The organism is Brevibacillus agri, from assembly GCF_004117055.1.
GTDB classification, from domain to species: Bacteria; Bacillota; Bacilli; order Brevibacillales; family Brevibacillaceae; genus Brevibacillus; species Brevibacillus agri.
Genome location: NZ_CP026363.1, coordinates 1484096 through 1508253 on the forward strand (window position 1 = coordinate 1484096; position 24158 = coordinate 1508253).

The 24158-nt window shown below is 55.2% G+C and carries 23 protein-coding genes, 2 pseudogenes and 2 riboswitches; of the genes and pseudogenes, 14 read left to right on the forward strand and 11 right to left on the reverse strand.

Features of this window, described 5'->3' with window-relative positions; all coding sequences use genetic code 11:
• Positions 1 to 70 precede the first annotated feature (70 nt).
• A riboswitch (FMN riboswitch) is annotated at positions 71 to 216 on the forward strand.
• A 105-nt stretch (positions 217 to 321) separates the two neighbouring features.
• Positions 322 to 473, forward strand: a riboswitch (FMN riboswitch).
• 133 nt (positions 474 to 606) lie between these two features.
• From ribD to ribH, 4 genes are all read left to right on the forward strand, one after another.
• Positions 607 to 1707 carry a bifunctional diaminohydroxyphosphoribosylaminopyrimidine deaminase/5-amino-6-(5-phosphoribosylamino)uracil reductase RibD gene (ribD, locus tag BA6348_RS07400; protein WP_005829412.1) on the forward strand — a complete coding sequence of 367 codons (1101 nt, stop codon included), beginning with the start codon at positions 607 to 609 and terminating at the stop codon, positions 1705 to 1707.
• A 107-nt stretch (positions 1708 to 1814) separates the two neighbouring features.
• Positions 1815 to 2486, forward strand: a complete 672-nt coding sequence (locus BA6348_RS07405; protein WP_005829414.1) for a riboflavin synthase — start codon at positions 1815 to 1817, stop codon at positions 2484 to 2486.
• A gap of 18 nt (positions 2487 to 2504) precedes the next feature.
• Positions 2505 to 3704, forward strand: a complete 1200-nt coding sequence (locus BA6348_RS07410; protein ID WP_005829416.1) for a bifunctional 3,4-dihydroxy-2-butanone-4-phosphate synthase/GTP cyclohydrolase II — start codon at positions 2505 to 2507, stop codon at positions 3702 to 3704.
• 14 nt (positions 3705 to 3718) lie between these two features.
• On the forward strand, positions 3719 to 4183 hold the full coding sequence (gene ribH, locus BA6348_RS07415) for a 6,7-dimethyl-8-ribityllumazine synthase (RefSeq protein WP_005829418.1): 465 nt from the start codon (positions 3719 to 3721) through the stop codon (positions 4181 to 4183).
• 353 nt (positions 4184 to 4536) lie between these two features.
• Here ribH and BA6348_RS27970 read toward each other — a convergent pair.
• From BA6348_RS27970 to BA6348_RS26545, 4 genes and pseudogenes are all read right to left on the reverse strand, one after another.
• Positions 4537 to 4683: pseudogene (locus tag BA6348_RS27970) on the reverse strand (IS256 family transposase); the annotation flags it as partial.
• A pseudogene (locus BA6348_RS07425) lies at positions 4678 to 4821 on the reverse strand (IS256 family transposase); the annotation flags it as partial. The pseudogenes BA6348_RS07425 and BA6348_RS27970, both read right to left, overlap by 6 nt.
• Before the next feature lie 319 nt (positions 4822 to 5140).
• Entirely contained in the window at positions 5141 to 5710 is a 570-nt protein-coding gene (locus BA6348_RS07430) for a hypothetical protein (RefSeq protein ID WP_141333640.1), read from the reverse strand.
• A gap of 103 nt (positions 5711 to 5813) precedes the next feature.
• Positions 5814 to 5969 carry a hypothetical protein gene (locus BA6348_RS26545; protein ID WP_165328979.1) on the reverse strand — a complete coding sequence of 52 codons (156 nt, stop codon included), beginning with the start codon at positions 5967 to 5969 and terminating at the stop codon, positions 5814 to 5816.
• Positions 5970 to 6306: 337 nt separating this feature from the next.
• Here BA6348_RS26545 and BA6348_RS27975 point away from each other — a divergent pair, with 337 nt between their 5' ends.
• The 4 genes from BA6348_RS27975 to BA6348_RS07450 are packed head-to-tail and all read left to right on the forward strand — an operon-like array spanning position 6307 to position 10354.
• Positions 6307 to 6690, forward strand: a complete 384-nt coding sequence (locus tag BA6348_RS27975; protein ID WP_122903161.1) for a transposase — start codon at positions 6307 to 6309, stop codon at positions 6688 to 6690.
• Between the two features lie 58 nt (positions 6691 to 6748).
• Positions 6749 to 8248, forward strand: coding sequence for a spore germination protein (locus BA6348_RS07440; RefSeq protein WP_122952371.1), 1500 nt, complete (start codon positions 6749 to 6751; stop codon positions 8246 to 8248).
• A gap of 4 nt (positions 8249 to 8252) precedes the next feature.
• Positions 8253 to 9338, forward strand: coding sequence for a GerAB/ArcD/ProY family transporter (locus tag BA6348_RS07445; protein ID WP_025843844.1), 1086 nt, complete (start codon positions 8253 to 8255; stop codon positions 9336 to 9338).
• Positions 9335 to 10354, forward strand: coding sequence for a Ger(x)C family spore germination protein (locus tag BA6348_RS07450; RefSeq protein ID WP_242507460.1), 1020 nt, complete (start codon positions 9335 to 9337; stop codon positions 10352 to 10354). Before BA6348_RS07445 ends, BA6348_RS07450 begins: the two co-directional genes overlap by 4 nt.
• 114 nt (positions 10355 to 10468) lie before the next feature.
• Here the strand turns inward: BA6348_RS07450 and BA6348_RS07455 are convergent, their stop codons facing one another.
• The 3 genes from BA6348_RS07455 to BA6348_RS07465 form a co-directional block, all read right to left on the reverse strand.
• Positions 10469 to 11998: an aldehyde dehydrogenase family protein gene (locus BA6348_RS07455; protein WP_005829423.1), complete on the reverse strand. Its 1530-nt coding sequence runs from the start codon at positions 11996 to 11998 to the stop codon at positions 10469 to 10471.
• Positions 11999 to 12000: 2 nt separating this feature from the next.
• Positions 12001 to 12651, reverse strand: coding sequence for a TetR/AcrR family transcriptional regulator (locus BA6348_RS07460; protein ID WP_122952372.1), 651 nt, complete (start codon positions 12649 to 12651; stop codon positions 12001 to 12003).
• 108 nt (positions 12652 to 12759) lie between these two features.
• Positions 12760 to 13767 carry a M23 family metallopeptidase gene (locus BA6348_RS07465; RefSeq protein ID WP_005829427.1) on the reverse strand — a complete coding sequence of 336 codons (1008 nt, stop codon included), beginning with the start codon at positions 13765 to 13767 and terminating at the stop codon, positions 12760 to 12762.
• 164 nt (positions 13768 to 13931) lie between these two features.
• On the opposite strand from BA6348_RS07465, the gene larC2 reads away from it, so the two are divergent.
• Together larC2 and BA6348_RS07475 are read left to right on the forward strand one after the other, a co-directional pair.
• On the forward strand, positions 13932 to 14975 hold the full coding sequence (gene larC2 / locus BA6348_RS07470; protein ID WP_122952373.1) for a nickel pincer cofactor biosynthesis protein LarC2: 1044 nt from the start codon (positions 13932 to 13934) through the stop codon (positions 14973 to 14975).
• A 45-nt stretch (positions 14976 to 15020) separates the two neighbouring features.
• Positions 15021 to 15572, forward strand: coding sequence for a DJ-1/PfpI family protein (locus tag BA6348_RS07475; RefSeq protein ID WP_005829432.1), 552 nt, complete (start codon positions 15021 to 15023; stop codon positions 15570 to 15572).
• A 54-nt stretch (positions 15573 to 15626) separates the two neighbouring features.
• Here BA6348_RS07475 and larC read toward each other — a convergent pair whose 3' ends face one another.
• On the reverse strand, positions 15627 to 16388 hold the full coding sequence (gene larC / locus BA6348_RS07480) for a nickel pincer cofactor biosynthesis protein LarC (RefSeq protein WP_005829434.1): 762 nt from the start codon (positions 16386 to 16388) through the stop codon (positions 15627 to 15629).
• A gap of 132 nt (positions 16389 to 16520) precedes the next feature.
• On the opposite strand from larC, the gene BA6348_RS07485 reads away from it, so the two are divergent.
• The 3 genes from BA6348_RS07485 to lipA all read left to right on the forward strand — a co-directional run bounded on the left by BA6348_RS07485 (position 16521) and on the right by lipA (position 20854).
• On the forward strand, positions 16521 to 17645 hold the full coding sequence (locus tag BA6348_RS07485; RefSeq protein WP_025843838.1) for a metallophosphoesterase family protein: 1125 nt from the start codon (positions 16521 to 16523) through the stop codon (positions 17643 to 17645).
• Positions 17642 to 19846, forward strand: coding sequence for an ATP-binding protein (locus BA6348_RS07490; RefSeq protein WP_122952374.1), 2205 nt, complete (start codon positions 17642 to 17644; stop codon positions 19844 to 19846). The genes BA6348_RS07485 and BA6348_RS07490 overlap by 4 nt, the downstream gene beginning before the upstream one ends.
• A 99-nt stretch (positions 19847 to 19945) precedes the next feature.
• Entirely contained in the window at positions 19946 to 20854 is a 909-nt protein-coding gene (lipA, locus tag BA6348_RS07495) for a lipoyl synthase (RefSeq protein WP_005829441.1), read from the forward strand.
• An 80-nt stretch (positions 20855 to 20934) separates the two neighbouring features.
• Here lipA and BA6348_RS07500 read toward each other — a convergent pair whose 3' ends face one another.
• On the reverse strand, positions 20935 to 21831 hold the full coding sequence (locus BA6348_RS07500) for a YhcN/YlaJ family sporulation lipoprotein (protein WP_005829443.1): 897 nt from the start codon (positions 21829 to 21831) through the stop codon (positions 20935 to 20937).
• 125 nt (positions 21832 to 21956) lie between these two features.
• On the opposite strand from BA6348_RS07500, the gene BA6348_RS07505 reads away from it, so the two are divergent.
• On the forward strand, positions 21957 to 22595 hold the full coding sequence (locus tag BA6348_RS07505) for a YutD family protein (protein WP_007777835.1): 639 nt from the start codon (positions 21957 to 21959) through the stop codon (positions 22593 to 22595).
• Between the two features lie 873 nt (positions 22596 to 23468).
• Here BA6348_RS07505 and BA6348_RS07510 read toward each other — a convergent pair.
• Together BA6348_RS07510 and BA6348_RS07515 are read right to left on the reverse strand one after the other, a co-directional pair.
• Positions 23469 to 23723 (reverse strand): hypothetical protein, encoded by a 255-nt coding sequence (locus BA6348_RS07510; protein WP_007777841.1) that lies wholly within the window; start codon positions 23721 to 23723, stop codon positions 23469 to 23471.
• A gap of 155 nt (positions 23724 to 23878) precedes the next feature.
• Positions 23879 to 24148 (reverse strand): DUF3055 domain-containing protein, encoded by a 270-nt coding sequence (locus BA6348_RS07515; RefSeq protein ID WP_005836598.1) that lies wholly within the window; start codon positions 24146 to 24148, stop codon positions 23879 to 23881.
• Between the last annotated feature and the right edge of the window lie 10 nt (positions 24149 to 24158).

Here is a 24158-nt window from a genome sequence, read left to right on the forward strand (position 1 = left end):
GAGAAAAACACTTCTGCCTAAAAAAATGACAGCGAACGTGAAAAATGTGCTATACTTTGCCTAACTGAATACCAGCCTTCAGGGTAGGGTGAAATTCCCGACCGGCGGTAATGACGAACGCACGTCTGAGCCCGCGACTCGCTATCGCAGTTGGATAGCGACTGACTTGGTGCAAATCCAAGGCCGACGGTAAAGTCCGGATGGGAGAAGGTATTGGCATAACCTCAGAGCTGTTTTTTCAAAAACAGGCATTTGCGAGGTTTCTTTCCCTACGCCCTGAGCATGTTCTCACGGGCGTTTTTTATTCCGCAACTTCATAGCGAAAATCTTCAGGGCAAGGTGAAATTCCTGACCGGCGGTAATGGCGATGGCGAACCATCGTCTGAGCCCGCGACTCGTGGACCGTGACGGTTTGCGACTGATCTGGTGCAACTCCAGAGCCGACGGTAAAGTCCGGATGGAAGAAGAGCTGACTGCGCTTTTTGGCATCGTTATTTTTGCAAAAAACGAATGCGAGAAGGCTTCTTTCCCTATGCCCTGAAACGCTTGAGGTTTCGAGGGCTTTTTGTTTTGGCTGGAATCCAGGCAGGAAAAAGGAGGTTTTACATGGAGCAGGACAAGCGGTTCATGGCATTGGCGCTGGAGCTGGCGCGCTCGGCCCACGGCCAGACCAGCCCCAATCCACTGGTCGGTGCAGTCCTGGTGAGCAACGGAGCAGTTGCAGGCATGGGCGCGCATTTGCGTGCCGGGGAGCCGCATGCGGAGGTGCATGCGCTGCGCATGGCAGGGGAAAAGGCGGCTGGCGCTACTTTGTACGTGACGCTGGAGCCGTGCAGCCACTTCGGAAAAACGCCCCCTTGCGCCGATGCGGTAGTGGCGGCGGGGATTCGCCGGGCTGTGATTGCGACGCTGGACCCGAATCCGCTCGTGGCTGGAAAAGGCGTGGAGAAGCTGCGCGCCGCAGGAGTGGAAGTGCTCGTCGGGGTAGGCGAAGCGGAAGCGAAAAGGCTCAACGAGGTGTTTTTCCACTACATCACGACGAAGCGCCCGTTTGTGACGGTGAAAACGGCGAGCACGCTGGACGGCAAAATCGCTTCGGTCACAGGACACAGCCGCTGGATCACGGGCGAACGGGCGCGCGCGGAGGTGCACGAACTGCGGAGACAGCACGATGCGATTTTGGTCGGGGTAGGAACCGTTTTGGCGGACGATCCGCTTTTGACGGCCAGACAAGGGGAGCAGTTGTATGGACGGCAGCCTGTGCGGATCGTCCTGGACAGCGAGCTTCGCACGCCACTTGCAGCGCGCGTGATCGAAAATGCGGATGCGCCGACCTGGATTTTCACGACAGAGGCGGCTCCGCCAGAAAAGCGTGCGGCATTGGCGGCAAAAGGCGTCAGGCTGTTTGTGGCAAGCGGACAAATTTCGGTGGAAAACGTACTGGATACGCTGGGCGAGTGCGGGATTACTTCGCTGCTGGTTGAAGGCGGGCAGGCAGTGAACGGGGCGTTTTTACAGGCGCGCGCGATCCAGAAGATCGTCAGCTACGTGTCGTTGAAGCTGATCGGCGGAAGCGGCGCGCCCACGCCATTTGGCGGACCGGGCTTCGCCACGATGGATCAGACTGTCCGGCTTGCGGATGCAACTGTCGAGCTGCTGGATGAGCAGGACGTGCGCATAAGCGGTTATCCGCTATGGGAAAAGTAGCTGGAAGCAGGTTTTCCGTTTTCTGCGCATTCGCGCCAGAGAGCAGCAGTCGCCAGACGACGGGAGCAAATTTTTGTTCAGAAAGCACAAAGAGGAGGAAAAGGCCGATGTTTACCGGACTGGTGGAGGAAGTCGGAACGTTGGAATCCAGCACAGGCAACGGGCAGGCGAGTCGGCTGGTCATTCGGGCGCAGCGGGTGCTGGAAGGCGTCAAGCTCGGCGACAGTATCGCCGTCAACGGGATTTGCCTGACGGTCACGTCTTTTTCGGCTCGGCATTTTAGCGTAGATGTCATGCCGGAGACGATGAAAAAGACAACCCTCCGTCACCTGCGCACAGGCCAGCGGGTCAATCTGGAGCGGGCGATGCGGCTGGGCGACCGCTTTGGCGGGCATATCGTCTCCGGGCATATCGACGGAACGGGCACGATTTTGTCCCGAGAGCCGCACGCCAACGCTGTGCTGTTTCGCATTGAAGCCGCGCCGGAGCTGTTACGATACGTCATCAGGCAAGGCTCGATCTGCGTCGATGGCATCAGTCTTACGGTCGTGGACGTTGCCGATGCGCATTTTTCGGTGTCGATCATCCCGCATACGCTGGCAGCGACCAGCCTGCACGATCGGCGCGCGGGCGATCAGGTGAACCTGGAGACAGATATTATCGGCAAGTACGTCGAGCGGCTTTTGGGCTATCGCGGCAAGCCAGCAGGCGGCAATCAGACCGAAGCAAAAGGCGCGAAAATCAGCATGGCTTTTTTGCAGGAAAACGGATTCGTTTGAACGAGGAGGGACAAGCCCATGTTTCATCGCATAGAAGAGGCGCTGGAAGATTTGCGCCAAGGAAAAGCCATCATCGTCGTGGATGACGAGGATCGGGAAAATGAAGGGGACTTCGTCTGCCTGGCGGAAGCGGCTGCGCCGGAGATGATTAACTTTATGGCGACGCACGGGCGCGGTCTTGTCTGCGTCCCGGTGACGGAGGAACAGGCCGCGCGGCTTGCGCTCACCCCAATGGTCAGGCACAACACGGACAAGCAAGGGACGGCGTTTACCGTGTCGATTGACGAGGTGAGCACGCATACAGGCATCTCGGCGCAGGAGCGTTCGCAGACCGTGCTGGCGATGCTGGACGAGCGGAAGACGGCAGAGGACTTTCGCAGGCCGGGGCATATTTTTCCGCTGATTGCGAGAGCCGGGGGCGTTTTGCGGCGGGCGGGCCATACCGAAGCGGCGGTGGACCTCGCCCGGCTGGCGGGGAGCGTGCCCGCAGGTGTCATTTGCGAAATCATGAACGAGGATGGCTCGATGGCGCGGTTGCCGCAGCTCGTGGAGATCGCTCGCCGCTTCGACTTGAAGCTGATTACGATTGCCGATCTGATCGCCTACCGGATGCGCACCGAATCGCACGTGCGAAAAGAAATCGAAGTGAGCCTGCCGACGAGCTATGGCGATTTTCGGATCGCCGCCTATACGAACGAGCTGGACGGCAAAGAGCACGTGGCGCTCATCAAGGGCGAGATTGATTCGGCCAAGCCCGTTCTCGTCCGGGTGCATTCCGAGTGCCTCACAGGAGATATTTTCGGGTCCCACCGCTGCGATTGCGGCCCGCAACTGCATGCTGCGCTGGAGCAGATCGAGGCGGCGGGCTCCGGCATCCTTTTGTACATGCGCCAGGAAGGCCGCGGCATCGGGCTTATTAACAAGCTGCGCGCCTACAAGCTGCAGGAGGAAGGGCTGGATACGGTGGAGGCGAACGAAAAGCTCGGATTCCCCGCCGATCTGCGCGATTACGGCATCGGGGCGCAAATTCTCCGCGACCTGGGCGTGCAAAAAATGCGGCTTTTGACCAATAACCCGCGCAAAATCCGGGGGCTGGACGGCTACGGGCTGAAGGTGGAGGAACGGGTGCCGCTGCAAATGCAGGCACATCCGCACAACAAACGGTATTTGTCGACCAAACAGGAGAAGCTGGGACACCTGCTTCATTTCAAAGGCTAAGGAGAGTGGAGAAGATGAGAACATTTGAGGGACATTTGGTAGGAACGGGCTTGCGCGTAGGGATTGTAGCAGGAAGATTTAACGAGCTGATCGTCAGCAAGCTGGTAGGCGGTGCGCTCGATGCGTTGAAGCGCCACGGCGTAGAGGAAGACAACGTAGACGTGGCCTGGGTGCCGGGCGCTTTTGAAATTCCGTTGATCGCGAAAAAAATGGCCGAGTCGGGGCGCTATGACGCGGTTGTGACATTGGGCGCGGTCATCCGCGGAGCGACTCCGCACTTCGACTACGTCTGCAACGAAGCAGCCAAAGGCGTCGCCTCGCTGTCGCTTTCCACCGGGATTCCGGTCATTTTTGGCGTGCTGACGACGGACAACATCGAGCAAGCGATTGAGCGCGCCGGCACAAAAGCGGGCAACAAAGGCTGGGAAGCGGCAACGGCAGCGATTGAAATGGCGAACCTGTCCAAACAGTTCGCCTAAACGATACGAATCGCTTGTCTAGGTGAGGAAGCGGGGGCTGCGGCTCCCGTTTTTTCGTTTGCCCGAAAGCACACATAGATCCCATTCTTGATTCATGTTATTTGGCTGATATTTTTTGTGAATGAAGTGCTAAACCAATGAAGGAAAGTAAAGGGAATGCCTGGTAGGAAGAGTAATGTAATTTTTTTTGTGTAAATGGGTTTTTAACAGGTGAATAGTTACGTCAACGGCTTTACATGGAGGAGCGGGCATGATAGATTCGTTAGCCATGCTATGCATGGTTGACTGGCATCGCCCAATCGCAAGGAATCATGCCCGCAGAGGCTCCATGTCAGGCCGACCTAACAGCCTCTTTATGCGGACAGTTCCCCTTGCAAGCGGCTTCCAAAATGGATGGCCAGTTGCGATATACATTCTTTCCAGCACCGAAGTGGCATGGTTCATTTATTTGATGCCTCCATGGTTGCCAGTTAGATAATTTTCCGTAAGGCATCGTCAGCATTATGTTTGGCATAGCCTAAATGATCGTCCATTTCCGCTTCAAACAACTGCTGGATGGTGTCACAAAAGAGGTTCTTGAGCATCTCATGAACGTCCTCGATGGCTCGGCAATCTTTCGCTAATGCTTTGATCGTCATGGTTAACGCCCGATGTATTCAAAAATAATGATATAGAGGACAAGGAGAAGTAAGAAACTAATTATGGATACTGTTTTAGCGGTTTTAAATCTTGTATTGTTTTTTTCAGTTAATGCTTTCATTACTTCAATAAGATTCCATATGAATGATAACGCTACGATAACCATTATTGATAGGTAGAATGATAAGTAGAAAATTTTCAAAAGTAATCACTCCCCAAAAAAGTTGGCCAATTATTGTTTCTGATTGTAATAAATTCACCATAACTAAAACTAGATCCTCTCTTACTTTGGGGAGGATCTAGTTTTAGTTATATAGATTAGTATCGAAACACAATACCGAAGTCTTCAACCTTAGTAACTGATGCCGGTTCAATAGCAAAACTTGCTGGATAGACAGCAAAGGCAACAGATCCCAAAGTCCAAGTTTGATGACCATATTCAAATTTTACGTTTACTGTACCAGACTCATTTTTTTCGACGTATACATATTGTGATATATACCCTTTGTGAGCATTATTACTTGGCATTGCTTCCAAATCAATTTTCGATCCTACGCCAACACCAGGATCCCAATCATCAGGGGTAGTATAGGTTGAACAACTCCATTTAGCAGAAGTATTGTTGTCAGGTCTATAACAATATCTGTATTCATGCTGCTGAACTTTTCCACGTGATGACATCGGGAGGAAGCATTTTGATGTAACTGGAAAACCAATACTCAAGCCGTCTGTAAGTTCCCATTCAGGACTTTTTGACCATTCGTAACTTCCATATAAATAAAACTTTTTATAACCAGTCATGTCACTATTTACCGAAAATGCGGTAGCGTTTAAATCTAGTATTCCACCATCTAAAGCTACTTGAGGTGTGATTGTATTCTTATCCATAAATTCTTCTTCTCTTACAGTTTTACTATTAGATGCCAACTTTTTAGCGTTGTTTTCAAGTAATTCTTTGAGTACATCATCTGGGAAATTCGCAAGTTCTTCTTCATGTTAACCCTATATCGTCAACTATACGATTGATTTCTTTTTTTGTTAAAGTAGTTTCTTCTTCCCATGACGGCGTTTGTTTAGCAGTAGAAGGAGCAACGAAAGTTAATAGGGATAAGCTCAAAGCCAAAACACTTAAGTAAAACTTTTTCACTTCCAACACCTCCATATTTGTAATTTGTTTGCAATATAACAAATATAGGTAAAAATTGCAATTTAAAGATTCATCACCATAAATCCGTGATAGACATTGAAAAAACGTAGATGTTCCTCCATCGTGGTTGTTGTCGAGACAAACCATTGAAAGAGAGGAAATCTAACGTTGTCTAACAAGTTTACCACAGGAGCGTCTTGCGCCTACCATGGTCTGCTTGGACGAATTTGCTCTACCAATAGGACACAAGTACGGTGTCAACCTCATGGATGCACAAAGTGGACATATCTGACAGGTCACAGAAGGTCGTTCACGTAAACAGGTTCGTAACGCTCTCATGAACTGGCCCTTTGCTACGCCTCCACAAGTTGTTGTGACCGACTTGGCTCATAGAATGGCTGAGATAGTTCGAAGCGTTTGGAAGGATGCAACTGTAGTAGCAGACAAGTTCAATGTCATTCAACTTTTCTCCAAATCACTAGAAGCTACGCGAAAACGTACCCATTCGCGGGCAACTCATCGCCGGGGTAGACATGAACAACGTCTGCTCCACACATCTCCCGATAAACGAAAACCTGAGGAACAAGAGGAATTGAAAGCCTGGTTCAGTCGATTGCAAAAACAATTGTCCATTGGCGCGAGCCGATTCAGAATTATTTTTCGTTTCGGATCACGAATGCCTCTTACTCCACTCCCTTCAAAAGCACACGCCAATGGATAAAATCACCACGTATCGGTCAAAGTAAGAAGGATTTTCCTGCAGATCGAGGGGATTCAACATGAGGCCGACAGATTGGTGGAGAGAGCAAGTAACCAAGGTCGCAGAAGCCAGAAGGCACGAGCAGCCGTCTGGTCGCGGCGAACGCATCACGCCGCACATGGTAAAAGAACAATTGGCGAACGTGGATGACCTCAGCAGTCTGTCCTTGACGATCAATGAGGAAGAGGTACACGTTTTTTTTCTAGATACGATGGTAGATTTGACGCAAGTGTACGAAACCGTCTTTTTGCCGTTGCAACGCTCGGATGGAAAAGACCCGTTGCGGGTGTTGCCTTATGCGCAGCCGTGCCAGTCCGATGACATGGGCAGGCTGATGAACAATTTGCTGCGCGGCCATACGATCCTGTTTTTCCTGGACAGGGAGCTGATTTTGCACGTCAATACGTTTCAGGTCGAGCATCGCTCCATCACGAAGTCGGAGAGCGAGGCGACTGTGCTCGGGCCGCAGGATTCGTTTGTGGAGATGCTGGAAATCAATCTGTCGATGCTGCGGCGCAGGCTGACCACGCCGAATCTGAAAATACTCGCCTACACGATCGGCACCGAGACGAAGAACAGGGTAGCCGTGCTGTACCTGGAAAATATCGCGAATGACGAAAACGTGGAGCGGGTAAAAACGCGGATTCAAAACGTCGAGTACCAGGGCTTTGTCGGGATGCCCGTGTTGAAGCAGATGCTGGAGGACAAGCCGTACTCGCCGTTCCCGCAGTTCGGGCTGACGGGGCGGCCTGACAATGTGACAGCAGCGCTGTTGGACGGCCGCATCATCATTATGCTCAACGGCAGCCCGGATGCGGCGATTTGTCCCGCTTCCTTTCTGGAGATGTTCAGCAGCCCGGAAGACTTTTACAACCGCTGGTCGACCGCCAGCCTGCTGCGGATGATCCGCTTTTTCGGACTGTTTGTCACGATTTTGCTCACATCGAGCTACGTATCTGTCCTGACCTTTCATCCGGAAATGCTTCCTCCCGCTTTGTTGACGATTTTGTCCCAGTCGCGCAGCCAGGTTCCGTTTCCTCCTGTGATCGAAGTGCTGTTCATCGAGCTGGTCATCGAAGTTTTGCGGGAAGCCGGGATACGCATGCCGACGAAAATCGGGCAAACCATCGGTATCGTCGGAGGTATCGTGATCGGGACGGCCTCTGTGCAGGCGGGTCTGGCGAGCAACATTCTGATCGTTCTCGTGTCCATCTCAGCGCTGCTCTCGTTTGTGCCGCCGAATTTTTTGATGAGCAACGCCATTCGGCTGGTGCGATACGGCTTTATTTTGATGGCTGGCTTGATGGGGATGTACGGGCAGATGCTCATGCTGGCCTTTTTGTTCGCGCATCTGCTCAACCTGACCTCGCTCGGCACTCCGTACATGGCGCCCGGCGTGCCGCGTCAGTGGACAGACTTGTTGAACGGCCTCGTGCGCGCACCGATGAAGTTCATCGTCTATCGCAACCGCATGTCCCGAGCAAAACGCAAACAGACGCGTCCCATTGGTGAGGAGTAGATAGATGGACAGAGGAAAGATTCACAGCCTGCGTCCGGTTCTTGTTGTAGGACTGGTAATCAATACGATGGTGGGGGTCAATTTGCTGTCCCTTGCCCATTATGCCAGCAAAATGGGATACAACCTGTGGTGGTCGCCGATTTTGATGGGGCTGATCGTCACGCTCACGATTTTTCCGATGATCGCTTTGTGCAGGCGCTACCCGGAGGACACGCTTTTTCGGATTCATGAAAAGCTGCTCGGCAAGTGGCTGGGCAGAGGGATCAACGTCGTGGTGATTGTCTACGCCATCTTGAACGCCTCTACCGCGAACGAAGGCTATGTGCGGCTTTTGCAGACGTCGATGCTGAACAACCAGACGATCACCGTGCCGCTGCTCGGCCTGACGCTCGTGATGTTTTACATTACCAACGGCGGAATCAAGCTGGTCGCCAGGTTTTGCCTGCTGGCGCTGTTCTTTACGGGCTGGATGCTCTTGCTGCTGCAATACGGCTTTCAGGAAGGGGGAATCACGCACATCTTTCCGCTGTTCAATACGGATCTGGCCAGCGTGCTGGACGCGCTCAACCAATCGTTCGGGAGCATGCTCGGATATGAGGTGCTGCTGATTTACTATCCGTTTATTGTCGAAAAGAAAAAGGCGTTGAAGCACGTGCTGATCGGCGTATGGTCAGTGGTTTTGTTTTACGTGTTGGTGCTGATTACGAGTGTGGCCTACTTTTCCGAATGGCAGATGGCGAATCTCGTCTATCCGATCCTGAATCTGTTCAAGGCGGTGGAGCTGTCTTTCATGGAGCGGATCGAAAATCTCGGCATCGGCTTGTGGGTGTTTCTCATTCTCAGCACGTCCACGACGTATTTGTGGATGGCTCGCACGGGGATAGAAGACATGGCAAGAAAACAGCGGCTCTGGCATCTTCTGTTGCCGACGGCGATCTCCTACTACATGATTCGCGGCCCGCTTGCGGTGGAAGACCAACGGTTCATTTATGACTATGTGACCGTTTATTTGGGGTATGGCTTGATTTTGTGGCCGATCTTTTTATTGCTGCTGCACGCCCTGCGTTCGGGAAGGGGAGAGGGAGCATGATGAGGTGGATCTGCTGGTATTTGATATCGACGGTTTTTTCCCTGGCGCTTGCCGGATGCACGGGAGAGTTCGAGCGGCCAGCCCTCGAAGACATGGCGATGATCGGCGTCATGGGCTTTGACTACATCGACGACAAGCAAATGAACGTCGTTGTCGCCATCCCCGTTCCCGCCAGAGGAAAGGAATCGACACAAGTTTACTCGACCAAAGCTTCCATGACGAGCGAAGCGATGTTGAAGCTCGCCACAAAATCCGAACGGACGATGACGCTGTCACAGCTTCGCGTCATTTTGTTCAGCGAGGAGCTGGCGCGCAAAGTAGGCATCGGCAAAGTCGTGCTCGACCTGTACCGGAATCCGATTGTGGGCGAGAACGTATTCATCGCAATTGTCAAAGGCAAAGCGGAAGATATCATCAGGGGCGAGTACCGAAACAAGCCGGAAGTGAACACGTATTTGAACGATTTGCTGCGTCCGCGGGTGGAAACGGCTTTTTCGTCTTTTTCTACGATCCACGACTTTGTGTTCATGATGACCAGCAAGACGGGCGATCCGAACTTGCCCTATTTAATCAAGCAAAACGGAAACATTCAGATCGCCAAAGTCGCTCTGCTGCGCAAAGACAAGCTGATCGGCTTCTACTCGCAGCGCGAAGGCAAGCTGGTGCAATGCTTGCTCGGACAAAAGCGGCTTCCCCGCGTCAAGTTTGAGCTGACGGAGCAGACGAACGAAGGCGAGCGTCTGGAAGAGATCATTTTCGATTTTGTCTGGTCCAAGTCAAAAGTGCGGAGCAACGGCAACCAGAAAAAGCCCGTCATTGACATCAACCTCGAACTGCGGGGAGTGGTGGTAGGCTACGATGGCAAGAAAAATTTGGACAAACGACCGCAAATGGAAAAGCTCGTGAAGCAGATGGAAGCGCTGATTAAACGGGAGACCACTGTGATGCTGAAAAAATTTCAACAAGAGGGCGTTGATCCGGCCGGAATCGAAGAGAGCCTGCGCCAGAAATACTAGGGAAAATGGACGCGGGAAAAAGGGCTCGCGCTCTATCAGCAGGCCGGATTCAACATCAAGGTCAAGCTCGATATACTCGGCTACGGCACGATCAAGTAAGCGTGGCCGCTCGCGTTATCGCAACCGTTTCAGCTCCCGCCAGATCGCTTTCAGCGTCGGGCGGTCCCATTTTGGCCGCTTTCCGTACAGAAAACGGGTCAAGCCGCTGAACATCAACTGCTGGTCTTCTGTGTACGGGTACCAGTTGAACTCGCGTTTTTTCGAGCCGGGGTCGTGAATGACCGAGATGCTGTGCGTGAACGCTTGCAGCCCGGCTGGCCCGCGGTAGCGGCCGATGCCGCTCTCTTTGACCCCGCCGAACGGGAGGTGCGGATTGGCGTAGCTGATGATGACGTCGTTAATGCACACGTTGCCGCTCAACAGCTTTTCTGCTACGCGCTGCGCTCTTTGTTTGTCAGACGACCAGACAGACGCATTCAGGCCGTAGGGCGACTCGTTTGCCAGGCGGATAGCTTCTGCCTCGTCGGAAAACGTCATGATCGGCAGGACAGGGCCGAATGTTTCTTCCCGCATGATCTTCATGTCCGGCGTGACGTCTGTCAGGATGGTCGGGGGGATGAACATGCTGTCGGTTTGCGGCAGCCCGCCTGTGACGGCTTTGGCTCCGGCGGCGAGCGCTTCCTCGATATGCGCCCGGACGATGCCGAGCTGCTCACGCGAAGTCATCGAGCCGACTTCCGCCTGAGCGGGAAACCGTTGGCGCAGCGCTTTCGTTTTTTCCGTGACCAACCGCAAAAACTCGGGGTACACACGCTCGTGCACGTACAGCCGCTCAACGGACATGCACACCTGGCCGGAGTTCGTAAAAGCGCCCCAGATCGCTCCGTTTGCCGCCCTCTCCAGATTCGCGTCTTCGAAGACGATCATCGGGTCTTTTCCGCCCAGCTCCAGCGAGACCGGAATCAGATGCTCCGCTGCTGCGGCCATAATTTTTTTGCCTGTGGCGGCCGAGCCTGTAAAAAAGATTTTGTCCGGGCGGGCCGCCACCAGCCGACTGCCGACCTCGCGTCCCCCGTGCAGGACGGTGACGACTCCTTCCGGCAGCCCGGCAACGGCAAACAGCTCTTCGATGAGCAGGCCAGTAGAAGGGGTGACTTCGGACGGTTTGAGAATGACCGTATTTCCCGCGACAAGCGCGGACAGCATCGGGATGATCGCCAGTTGAAACGGATAGTTCCACGGCGAAATGACCGCGATTACCCCCATCGGCTTGTAGTGAATGTACGATTTTTTCGGCCAGAGCACGAGCGGGGTCGGCACGGGCTGGGCAGCCAGCATTTGCGGCGCGTGCTTCTCGTAAAAGCGGATCGTATCGGCAGTGACAAAAATTTCGGTCATGTACGCTTCGATGGTCACTTTTCCGGTGGCCTGGCTGATTTTTTCCGCCAGTTCTTCGCCGTGCTCGACGAGATAGTGGCGCAGGCGCGTCAAGTAGCGCAGCCGTTCGGACAGGGAGGTAGAGGACCACGCTTCAAAGGCGAGCCGGGCTTTGGCGACTGCCGCGTCTACCTGGGCGGGACTGGCTTCAGTCACGGAGCCGAATGTCTCGCCAGTGGCCGGATTGCGCAGAGGGAGTACGGACATTATCAATCACCTCGTTCGACAGGATGGGTGGCAGGTGAACCAGAAGAAAAAAGCGACTCGAGAACATGGTGGAGAGCAAGCTGAAAGCGGCTGATCGCTTCTGCGGCCGTCCGGGATTCGTCCAGCAAGCATTGCAAGATCATGCCGTCGATCAAGGAATAGAGGATCGAGCTTGCCGCGCTCACGTCCACGGCAAGCGCGGCTCCACGCTCCGTCTGCAGCCGCTTGAGCATGCGGGCAATCAGGTCGTGCAGCCGGTTTCGCGTGTGGTGCACCTGCTCCAAAAAGACAGGTGTGTACAGCGCCTGCGCCTGCAAATCGTACCAGAGCCGATGCAGCTTGCGGTCTTCCAGCAGGCTGCGGCCGAGAACGGCAGCGAGAGCCGGGAAAAAGTTGTCCAGGGGAGCGGCAACCACTTCGCGCTCCAGCTCGGCGATGAAGCGTTCCTTGTAGCTGGCGATCACTTCGAGCAGCAATTCTTCCTTGCTGGCAAAATAATAGTGCAGGATGCCGAGCGAGACGCCGGATTCCTTGGCGATATCGCGCAAGGAGACGTGGGCATAGCCTTTTTCCGCGAGGCAGATCGTCGCCTGCTCGATCAAAAAGGCCCGCTTCGCTTCGGCTTTCGCCTGGCTTTTCGAAGGGGGAGTCATGCTGTGCACCTCGTTTTTGGACGATCGTCCAAATTTTGATTTGATTGTAATGCGTCCGTCTTGCTCCTGTCAACGCCCGAATGGGCACACAAAAAAGAAGCGGCTGTGCTACCGCTTCCTTTGTCGTTCCCAGCGCTTTAGATACGGGTAAGGGTCGAAAGCCCAGTCAGCTCCCCCAGTCTCCCGATACATGCCGTAGTGCAGGTGGGGCGGGAATTTTCCGGCGGTGCCAGGCTTGCCGTAGCCGGAGCTGCCGACGTATCCGATCACTTGCCCCGGCTCCACGATGTCGCCGGGCTTCAGTCCCTTTTTGAACGACGACAGGTGGGCGAAGTAATGATACACATTGCCCATGTCGCGCATGCCGATCCGCCAGCCGCCATAGCGGTTCCAGCCGATGACCTCGATCACTCCGTAAGCTGTGGAGAGCACGGGCGTCCCGTGTCGGGCGAAAATGTCGGTGCCTTCGTGAATCCGCCGCCCTCCCCAGCCGCGCGCGTCTCCCCAGGTGCTGCGGTAGCTGTAATCGTACCTCGCCGGGATGGGAAAATGACGCTCGTCCAACTGTAGGTGCTGGTATTTTTCGTACACCTGCGCGAACTGCCGGATCGTTTTCACCGAGCGATCCCGCTGGTAGTAAGACCAGACGCCGATTTGCCAGTCATCCGCAGAAAAGCCGTACTGCGCCAGGTAATGAATGAGAGAAGTGAGTGCGTCGAGATCGTTGTTGCGGTCGGCGAGTCCATCCCCGTCGCCGTCCATGCCCATCCCGCCGAAAAACTGGATCGACACCGGATTCGTGTCCTCCTGGTCGGGGTTCATGCTGCCCGTCCAGCGATCACTCGGGATATCAACGGCAGTCAGCCGCGAGGACGATGCCTGGTTGTCCGTTTGCTTTTTGCGTATTTTCATCGTGCGCTCGTACTGATCGATAGCCGCCAAATAGTTCCAGGGAATGCCGTACAAAGACTCCATGCGCCAAAAAAGCTGCAGCCGTTCCCGCAGGAGAGGGTCTGCCTGGTTGGCAGAGGAGCCTTTGGCGAAGGCAGATTCCAGCGGCGAAATGACTGCTGCCACGCATAAGCTGATCTGAATGATGAGGCGGAAAACTCGCATGCCGACTCCCTCCAGCCCGGGTAGTTTCCGTTGTAGTTTCTGCCAGTCTCTGCGGATTATCCGCGAGACTTTTTGGAAGCGGCCGCTGAACTTCTCCGCGCAGCGCAAGCTTCTGGTGTATGATGCAAGGAAGAAATGCTTTTTCAAAAACGGAGGGAGAAAAAATGAAGCTGGTCATTCGGGCAAATGGCCCGCTCTTCCTGGAGTCGCTCGTGAAGCCGCTGCAGCGCATTGCAGGCAGACAGTGTGCGGGATCGTCTGCGTTTTCGGCAGGTGACGCGGTGGACGCCGGGCGCATTTTGGACATGGCGGAACCGTATCGCCCGTATATGGAGGAGGAGCGCTGGCAGCGGGAGACGGCTGCCTTGCGCGAGCTGATGGCAGACCATGGCGCCGGCTCGTGCGGGGGAGAGCTGTATGTGCAGCCGCTTGCCGTGCCATTCGGCCTGTCGCCGCAAGTTTTGTCGCTCGCATCCGGGCTTGTCGTGCGGGAGACGGATGGATTGGACGCAGCGCGAGACTTTTCGGCAGTCGCCATGCTCTGGCTGCAAGTGATGGGCGCAAAGCCGCTGCGGACGCTGGAAGGCGAGCTGCTACAGGTGGAGCATGACGAAGACGGCACAGCGGTGCTTTTGCTTGCATCAGACGGCAGGAGTGAGGGCGAGGACGCGATCCCCGTTTTTCGCGAGCGCAGGCAGCATGCCGATGAGCATATCGACGAAGGCATGCTGCTGCTGCAAGCGAATGTGGACGACGCCAGTCCGGAGTGGCTCGCCTACCTCATGGAGCAATGCTTCAAGGCAGGGGCCAACGACGTTCATTTTTTGCCAGTCACGATGAAAAAAAGCAGGCCGGGGACCATGGTGCAGGTCATGTGCTATGCAAGCCAGTTGGACGCGATGAAAACGCTGTTGTTCGAGGAAACGACGACGTTTGGCATCCGCTACTTCCCTGTGGCCTGCCATCGCCTGGCGCGACGCCATGTCCGCGTAGAGACGAGCTGGGGCGAAGTCGCGGTCAAGCTCGGCTACCATCGGGGTCAGCGGGTGCAGGTCGCGCCGGAGTACGAGAGCTGCGCGGCGGTTGCCCGAGCCAATGGCGTTTCGTTGAAGCAGGTGCATCAGGAAGCGCTGGAATTGGCGACCCGTAAAAGTTCTGTTAAAAAATGGACAGAAAGGCAGGAGCGAGACGTGCCTCCAAAGAATTGAAAACGTGGAGTATCCAACCAAACATGTATGGAGGAGGCTCGTGTGATGAGCAAAAAAGTGTTGATCGTGACAGGGGATGCCGTAGAGGCACTGGAGGTGTTCTATCCGTATTACCGTTTGCTGGAAGAAGGCTACGAAGCCGTGATTGCCGCGCCCAGCGTGAAGACGCTGCACACCGTTTGCCATGACTTTGAAGCACACAGCGAGACGTACACAGAAAAGCCTGCTTATCAGTTGCCTGCGCACGCCGCGTTCTCCGACATCAATCCGGAAGCTTTCGACGCCTTGATTATTCCCGGCGGGCGAGCGCCTGAGTACATCCGGCTGAACGAAAGCCTAAAGCCGATCGTCGCCCATTTTTTTGAGGCGAACAAACCAGTTGCGGCGATTTGCCACGGCTCGCAAGTGCTTGCGATCGTGTCCGAGCATCTCGCCGGTCGCAAGCTGACCGCCTACCAGGCGTGCAGACCGGACGTAGAGGCGATGGGCGCGATTTACGAAAAAGAAACGCTCCACGTAGACGGCAATCTCGTGTCTGGTCATGCATGGCCGGATTTGCCCGGCTTCATGCGCGAGTTTCTCCGCCTGCTGCGCTAACGGATAGACAAACCAAAAACTTCCGCCGAATGTCGACGGAAGTTTTTTTTGCGTTTAGCGGCGTCCGACCAAGAGCCGCAGCACATTCGGCTGGTCGGGCAAGTCGCGGGTTCCTGCGCCGTAGCCGATAGCCTCGACGGTCATGGACGGCAGCGGGCCGAACTGCTCGACCAGCGCGGCGGCAACACCCGCTCCGGTCGGAGTGGTCAGCTCCTTGTCGATCCGCGTCTCGCGCAGCGGTATGCCGACCAAAAGCTCCATGGTAGCGGGGGCCGGAACCGGATAAAGACCGTGGGCGCAGCGCACGTAGCCGTTGCCTGTCGGGATCGGCCCGCAATGCAATTGCCCGATGTCCAGCTCCTCCAGTCCGAGCGCGATGCCTACGACGTCGACGATCGAGTCGAGCGCCCCTACCTCGTGAAAATGGACAGTATCGACTGGGACGTTGTGAATTTTCGCTTCGGCGATCGCGATTTTTTCAAAAATAGCCAGCGAGCGGCGCGTTACGCGCGGGGCCAGCCCGGCTGCCTGAATCATGTCCACGATGTCTTTGTGGCTGCGGTGCTCGTGATCGTTGCCGAGCACCTTCAACGGCTTGAGCGGAAGGGCAGGAGCCTGGCTCTCGTCCACGACGTCCAGCTTCAGCGCGGAGACGCCTGCTTTGACGACCTTTTTCCACTCCAGACGGAAATCTCCTACGGGAAGCTTCCGCAACTCCTGCTCGATCCGGTCGCGATCAGCCCCGGCGTCGACGAGCGCGGCCAAAAGCATGTCGCCGCTTATTCCCGAAAAGCAGTCCAAATACGCAATGCGCACGAGAAACACTCCTTTTCAACCAGTCATTTCCTCTGTATCATATAGGGAAAGTATGTTCGTCTATTTACTGATTCGTTGTCCAAAGTGTACCATTTGCCGATTCGGTTTGTCATGCGAGGAGTTGATCGGTTCGTGTTGTCATTCATTCATACGGCGGACGTCCATCTGGACGCGCCTTTACATATGCTGGCGGATCTTTACGAGCTTCGGCAGGATGATTTTCGCCGCACCCTGCAAACGATTCGCGATCTGGTTGCAGAAAAGCAGGCCGACTTTTGGCTGATTGCCGGAGATTTGCTGGAATATCACGGGGGCAGGCGCTCCACGGCCATGTTTTTGCGCGACCTGTTTGCGAGCATCGCCCCGATCCCGGTCTGCATCGCGCCGGGAAACCACGATCCGTGGCGGCCGGATTCGTTTTACCAGACGTTGGAGTGGCCGGGCAACGTGTACTGGTTTACGCCGGAGTGGGGCGCTTTTGAGTTTCCGGAAAAGTCATGCGTCGTCTACGGCTGGGGATTTGGGCAGCCGCATGTCTACGAGTCGCCGCTCGCCTCTTTTCCAGGCAAGCTGGACGGCTATCGGCACCACCTGATGGTGCTTCATGCCAGCGTCCTGAACAGGGCAGGGGACGAGCACCAGCCGTACGCTCCGGTTACGTTGCAGGAGCTGGTCGAAACCGGAATGGATTACGTGGCGCTCGGCCATATTCACAAGCCGGAGCAATTTGTGCACCCGCAAACAAGGCAGCCGCTCGCCGCCTATCCCGGCTCGCCGGAAGGGCTGACGAGCAAGGAAGCGGGAGAGCGCTCTGTGCTGTACGGCGAGCTGGATGACGCCGGGAGGTTGACGCTGCAGGCGCTTCCGGTCTGCCAGCGCCAGGTTCGCAAAGTGACGATTCACGCCGCCGGGGCGGAAACGACCGAGCAGCTCGTCGAGGTGATGAACGCGCAGCTTGCGGAAATCGCCAGCACGGATCTTGTGTACGTGACCTTGACCGGAGAGCGGGCCGCTCATTTTGTGCCGGCGATTTCCGTCTTGGAGCAGCGCTTTTCGCGATTTTTTTCACTGGCGATCACAGACGAGACGTGGCCTGACATCGACGCAGACAAGCTGGTGGCAGAAGGCGGCGTATGGGGCAAATGGCTCGCCAAGCTGGCGGAGGCCGAGGCGAGCGCCAGAAACGACGAAGAGCGCGAAATTGCCCGGCTGGCGAGGCAGGAGGCGCTCGCGCGGATTGGGGGGAGCATCCGTTGAGGATCGAGGAAATATCGCTTACGGGGTTTGGAAAATGGCAAGGAGCCTACTTTCGCTTCGCTCCCGGACTGAACCTGTTTTACGCTCCCAACGAAGCGGGGAAGTCGACGCTGTTGCAAGCCATTTTCGCCGCCCTGTACGGGATGAAGCGCGATTACGTCAAAACGGCGCGCTATTTGCCTGCCTATGAAAAATACCGCCCCTGGCACCAGGGGGACTACGAGACGATCGTCACCTATCAGCTCGGGGGCAAGAAGTACCGCTTGCACCGGACGCTGGCGAAAGAAAGGGAGCAGGCACGCCTGTTTCTCGACCCGGAGTGGACGGAGCTGACAGACGTGTACATGGAGGATCGGCGCAAGGAGCGGAACTTTCTGGAAAAGCATCTGGGGCTTACCCGCAGCCTGTTTACGGATTTGACCTGGATCAGACGGGAGCCGCTGGAAGCTGCCGAGCATCTCATGCCTGCTTTTGCAGATGCACAGGAGGCAAGCCCGCACGTCCACGCCGTTTTGGCGGAGCTGGACCGGGAGCTTGTAAGCATCGGCAAAAAGGAGCGGGCGGAAAACACGCTGTTGGGCAAAGCGGCGTCGCGCGCAGCGAGCAAGGAGCAGGAGCTGGCTCACGCCGAAGCGGCATGGCGCCTGATCCGGCAACTGACGCAATCGATCCAGCTCTGGGAGGAGGAGCGCGAAAGACTCGAACAGCGGCGCATCCGGCTGCGGGAACGTATGCAGAAGTGGCAGGAGCAGGATCAGCTTTGGCAAGAAAGCTGGCAGCGAAGCTATTCGCCCATCGACGCGCAAGATTGGCAATGGTGGCTTGCGCGGGCTGCGAGCGAAGAGGAGCGGCAACTGCACGAAAAAGCGCGCAGCTCGATCATGGCATGGGACGAGCAGACGCCAGACGGTGCGCAGGGAACAGCGGCGAGTCAAGCGCTGGGCGAACTGGAAGCGGATTACGAGCGCGGCACTTCGCTGCGCAAAGCGCGGGAGCAGCGGCATATGCGGCTGGCCGAGCTGGCTGTGCTTGCCCTGTCCACCGGGACGCGCAGCCAGGCGCGGACGCAGCGGCAAGGGAATCGGGCCAAGCGCAAAAAGGGAGCCGTACGCCTGTGGGGCGGCGCTGGGCTATTTGCTATCCTCGGCGCCGTCGGCCTGGCGACGGGGCATCCCGTCCTTGGCGGCAGTTCGCTCGGCTTGAGCTTGCTGTTGCTCGCACTCGGGATTTTCGTGCTGCGGGCAAAAGGGAGCGGACATGCTGTTGCGCCTGTTGCCGCCAGCGAGCAGTTGCAAGAAAGCGAGCGGCTGCAGCAGGAGATTGCCGCCATCGACGCTGAATGGGCGTCCCTTTTGGAGCGCTGGGATGTTCGGGATTGGGATACTTTTCTGGCAAAAAGGGAAGAGCTACAAAGAAGCGCGCAGGAGCAGCGGGCCGTCCGGCTGGAGAGCGATCTGGCCAAAGCAAAGCGGGAGGAAATGCTGCAAGCCGACTGGGGCGAGGCGGTGCGAGCGATTTTGCGGCAGGAAAAGCGGCAGCGCGAGGAAGCAGAGAGCGACTGTCTGGCGCAGTTGTCCCGGATGGAGGACGAGCTGCAAGAGCTGCGGGAAAAAATCGCCCGCGCCTACGGAGAGATGGCCGCCCATGAAGGCGTGTCCGTAGCGAGAGCCAGAGACGAATACGAAGAGGCTGCTATTGCGCTGCGTCGGTTGTTGCAGCGCCGGGACGCCCTCCAGCTTGCGCGGGATGCGTTGCAGGAGGCGCAAGGCGAATGGAAGCGCGACGTTTCCCCGGATGTGAACCGGACGGCTTCCGAGGTGATGGCGCAAATTACGGGGGGAGCCTACCGCGACGTGCGGCTCGACCCGACAGAGGGCTTCGCGGTGCGGCTGCTGGAGCCGACGCGCAACCTGATCGTCAGCCACGAGCAATGCTCCACGGGAACGGCCGATCAGCTCTACCTGGCGCAGCGGCTCGCCCTGCTGCAGCACATAAGCAAACGGACAGAGCCGTTGCCGCTGTTTCTGGACGACCATTTTGTCCACTACGATGACGAGCGCCTGCAGCGGACGCTGGCGTACATCGCCAAGCTGGCGGAGCAGCATCAGGTCTTTCTGTTTACTTGCCACGAACGGGAGCAGCGCTTGCTTGCGCCGCTCTTGCGCGGATCGGATTGGCACAAGGCGCATCAGCTCGGGTAATTGTTACCTGACTTGTGAAAGAGGTTGCCCCTTGTAATTCCAACCTCTATAATGGAGTTTGATTATGTCTCGTACCAAGATACATGAGGAGTGGGCCCTATGACGCAACGCAAGCCGGAGTGGCTCAAGATCAACCTTGTTTCAGGACCAGAACTCGCCAGCTTCAAAGAGCTGAAGCAAACCATGCGCAGCAAGACACTACATACCGTTTGCGAAGAAGCAAAATGTCCCAACATTCATGAGTGCTGGGCCAGCGGTACAGCTACGTTCATGATTTTGGGTGATATATGTACCCGTGCCTGTCGGTTTTGTGCCGTAAAAACCGGATTGCCGACAGAGCTTGATGTGGCCGAGCCGGAACGCGTGGCAGAAGCTGCCGAGCAAATGCGTTTGCGGCACGTCGTCGTCACCTCCGTTGCCCGTGATGATCTGAAAGACGGAGGCGCGCAAATTTTTGCGGAGACGATTCGGGCGATTCGCCGCCGTCTGCCGTTTGCCTCTGTGGAAGTGCTGATTCCGGACTTCCAAGGGAATTGGGATGCGCTCAAGCTTGTGATGGACGCGAAGCCGGACGTGCTGAACCACAATATTGAGGCAGTCCGCCGCCTGTCTGACCGCGTGCGGGCACGCGCCAAGTACGACCGGACGCTGGAGCTGCTGAAAAAGGCGAAGGAATTCCAGCCGAACATTCCGACGAAGTCCAGCCTGATGATCGGAGTCGGGGAGACGCTTGAAGAAGTGATCGAAACCATGGACGATTTGCGTTCCGTGGATGTCAACATCATGACGATCGGCCAGTACCTGCAGCCGACGAAAAAGCATCTGAAGGTCGAGCACTACTACCATCCGGACGAATTTGCCCGCCTGAAGGAAGAAGGCATGAAGCGCGGTTTCAGCCACGTGGAAGCAGGGCCGCTCGTGCGCAGCTCGTACCACGCACACGAACAGGCGAATGCCGCGAAGGAAACGATTGCCAAGGAGGCCTTGCCACAGGCGCAAGGTCAGTAATAAGAAGAAAAACCCCCTCATTGCATGCGAAAAGGAATCGCTGCAAAAGGGGGTTCTTCTCTATACAGGGGAGATTCGCCTTAGCGACTGGTTGTACCCATTTTCGCTTTTTGAGTCGCATTCGCGTTCTTTTGAGTGTTCATGCTTTTTGCTTGCTCGCCGTCTGTTACGCCGCCCATGCGCTTGATGAGCGTATCGATGCTCGCAGCATCCTCGGTACGCGCTGTATGCACATTGCTGGAACGGCTGGCGACACGGACAATTTCCTGAATGTCATTCGGGTTGTCCGTCACATACACCTTGTAATAGCGTGGCGAGATCGACTGCGCATTCATTTTCGCCTGGTTTTTGGCTGTGCGCGGGTCTACTCCCTGGGTGTTCAGACCGACGAAAATTTCTTCATCCGTCACCAGGACAGTAGAACGCTGAACGCCAGGGCAGCTCGTGGTGACGTTGCCGACTGCTTGCGCCAGAGCGTCGCGGTCTACGTAGACGTTTTGGGCGCCAGCGGTCTTCATGCCTGCCCGGTTTGTCTGGACGTAGCCCATTTTCGGCATGCCGGTTTGCATGATGCCGGCTCCTGCGCGATTCCAGGCCCGCTTTTGATAAATGGAATGGTTCATTCCATTCGGCGTGCCCAACACTCCGTCGTTATGGTCGGTAAAGGCGTTGTAAGGTCGCATGCCACTGGTGTAGGCGTTGTAGTTGTTGACGTTCGCCCGTGGATACGTCCCATTCGGGTACAGGCCGTTATCGACGCCCGGCGTGTTGTTCAGACCGACACCGTTGCGGACGTGCAGTCCGTCAAAGTTTGCGGAGCGCACGCCGTCGTAGTTGCGGACATGCAGCTCGTCAACGTTTGTGACGTGAGGAGCGGTCTGGTTTGGATGCGTGTAGTTCGGCGCAGCGTTGTTCGCACATGCGGAAGCCAAGAGAGCAATGCCTGCAATCGCAGGATACAACCATGTCTTTTTCAATGGTAACACCCCCTACACGATAGAATGTCCAGGGGGCTTGCGCAGTTTTCGTGGGAATTTTATCTCTTGCTGTTTGAAATGTGATAAGATGGACGAAAGTACACAAGTGTAAGGAGGAAGCGGACTTGATTCGCACGCAAGCCGGTACTTATGAAGTCATGGAAGAAAATCGCGACGGCTGGAATCCGGAAGCATTCAGGGAGCGTTACAGCGATATCCTCGACAAATACGATTACATCGTCGGAGACTGGGGCTATGGACAGCTTCGTTTGCGGGGATTTTATACAGATTCCAACCGCAAAGTACCGTTCGAGCAGCGGATCGCCGCTTTGGATGAGTACCTGCACGAGTTTTGCAACTTTGGTTGCCCGTACTTTGTCTTGCGCAAAGTAAAAGCGGCGGTCGGCAACAACGGCCCGGAACAGGACGGCCAGGACGAGAATCAGGATAACATTCTCGATATCCGCCAGAACGCATCCCGTGGCGACAATTCTCCGCTGATTGTCGAGCGCAAGGAGCGGCGCCGTTTTCATCCGCGCCAAAACAGGCAGGAGCGCCAGGAACGAAACAACGGAGGCGCCAACGAGCGGTCCGGAGGCCGCAATGAGCGCTCGGACAAGCCGAAGTTTCACAAGGATAAGCCGGAGAAAAACGGCAAGGACTCGTCCTCGCGGGAGAAGCGCCCGAACCAGTCGCGTCCCAATCGCGAGCGCGACAAAGTTCCAACCGGACAAGGCCAAAGCACGCCGAGGCGTGACACATAAGGAAGACAAACAAAAAAGAAGCTGGGAAAAACAACGCGTTTTTCTCCGGCTTCTTTTTCATTTGAGGAAAGCGGCTTTGTTTTTTTGATTCGTAGACTGAACAAATCTTGCAAAACGCCAGTCGTTTTATGTAAAATATTTACATGCATCTGCTCGTTTTTTGTAAAATGTAGTAAAATTTGTATATTCGTGCGAAGAAGGGGGGAGGAAATATGGGGGAATGTAAGACCATGATATTTTACGTTGTCTGGTTTTAGCCACTATCATGAAGAATGACAGCGATTTCATTCGTTGTGTGACACTATTCGAAGCTTTCCGACCACACGCAACAGATCAACAAAAAACGGAATACAAGCAAATCATGGAGGGGATACGAAATGAAGAAGTCGATTTTGCTAGCAATCGTTTTAGTTTTGGGACTGTATAGTAGCGTTACGAGTGGACAAGCACCAATCCCAAAAGGAACCGTTATCCAATATGAACACGGTGTTGGCGGGTAAACGCGGATAAACATGGAGAAAAATCATCCTCAAAAGAGGATGATTTTTTTTACTATTCAAATTTTTTCAACCGCCAACTTTCTGAATGTCGATGTATAGTTATAAATGTGCTTTTCTGCAAGAAAAAGGGAGTGATAACCTTAGGGGTTATTTCATATAAAAATGACGTTCCATCAACGCAGGACACAAGAGAGTAAAGGGGTATTTTCCCGTACTTACCAGCCAAAGGGGCCGTCTCCAAGTCGATTTTTCGGCTTTGGAGATGCCCCTTTTCCATTTCAAAAACCTTGGTCGATCATGCTGCTGATTTTGAGAAATGAGCGGATTTTCCCCTTTGGAACAACCCCTTTTTATACCATCTCAGCTCTTAGCGTTAGAACCCGTATCCGCCGAAAAACGGATAGGGCTGGTACGGATATGGATAGTACGGATACGAGTATGGATACGGGTACGGATAGTAATAGGGCGGATAGAAGCTATAAGGGAGCGGGATGATGAGAGGGAACCCGCTGTCGTTTCTTCTTCTGCGAAAGAAGACGGGGTGCGCCTGATCTTCCGGAATCGTCTGGTATTGGTCTTCCGCCTGGTGAGCCTGAAGTTGTTGATCGTCAGCTTGATAAGATTGCATGGTGCGACTGCACTCCTCTCGTTTGTCTGTACGTGCAGTAGCATTATACGAGACATCCGCCTGTGTGGAGAGTTGTCCTCATGGATTTGGGCACAAAACAGCCCATCCCGAAAGGCTCGTTTCGAGATGGGCTTGGGACATGCAGAAGACGGATGTTAAATCACAGTTTCCAAAAAGGTTTTCAGCTCTTCCGCTTCCTGCTCGTTCAAGTTAAAGGCAAATTCGAGATAGCCTTCTTCCTCCAGATCGTCGTGCCCGATAATGGCAGAACGGCCGTTTTGGATGTTAATGACGAGCTTTTTGCCGTAAAAACGGTTGGTCGTCGTGATAGCCAGGTCGAAGCGGGTCGCTTCGCCTGTGAAGCTGACAAATCGCGTTTTGGTGTCCTCCGATTCGTCGTACAAATAAAACAAGTCATTCGCCATAAATACGCTC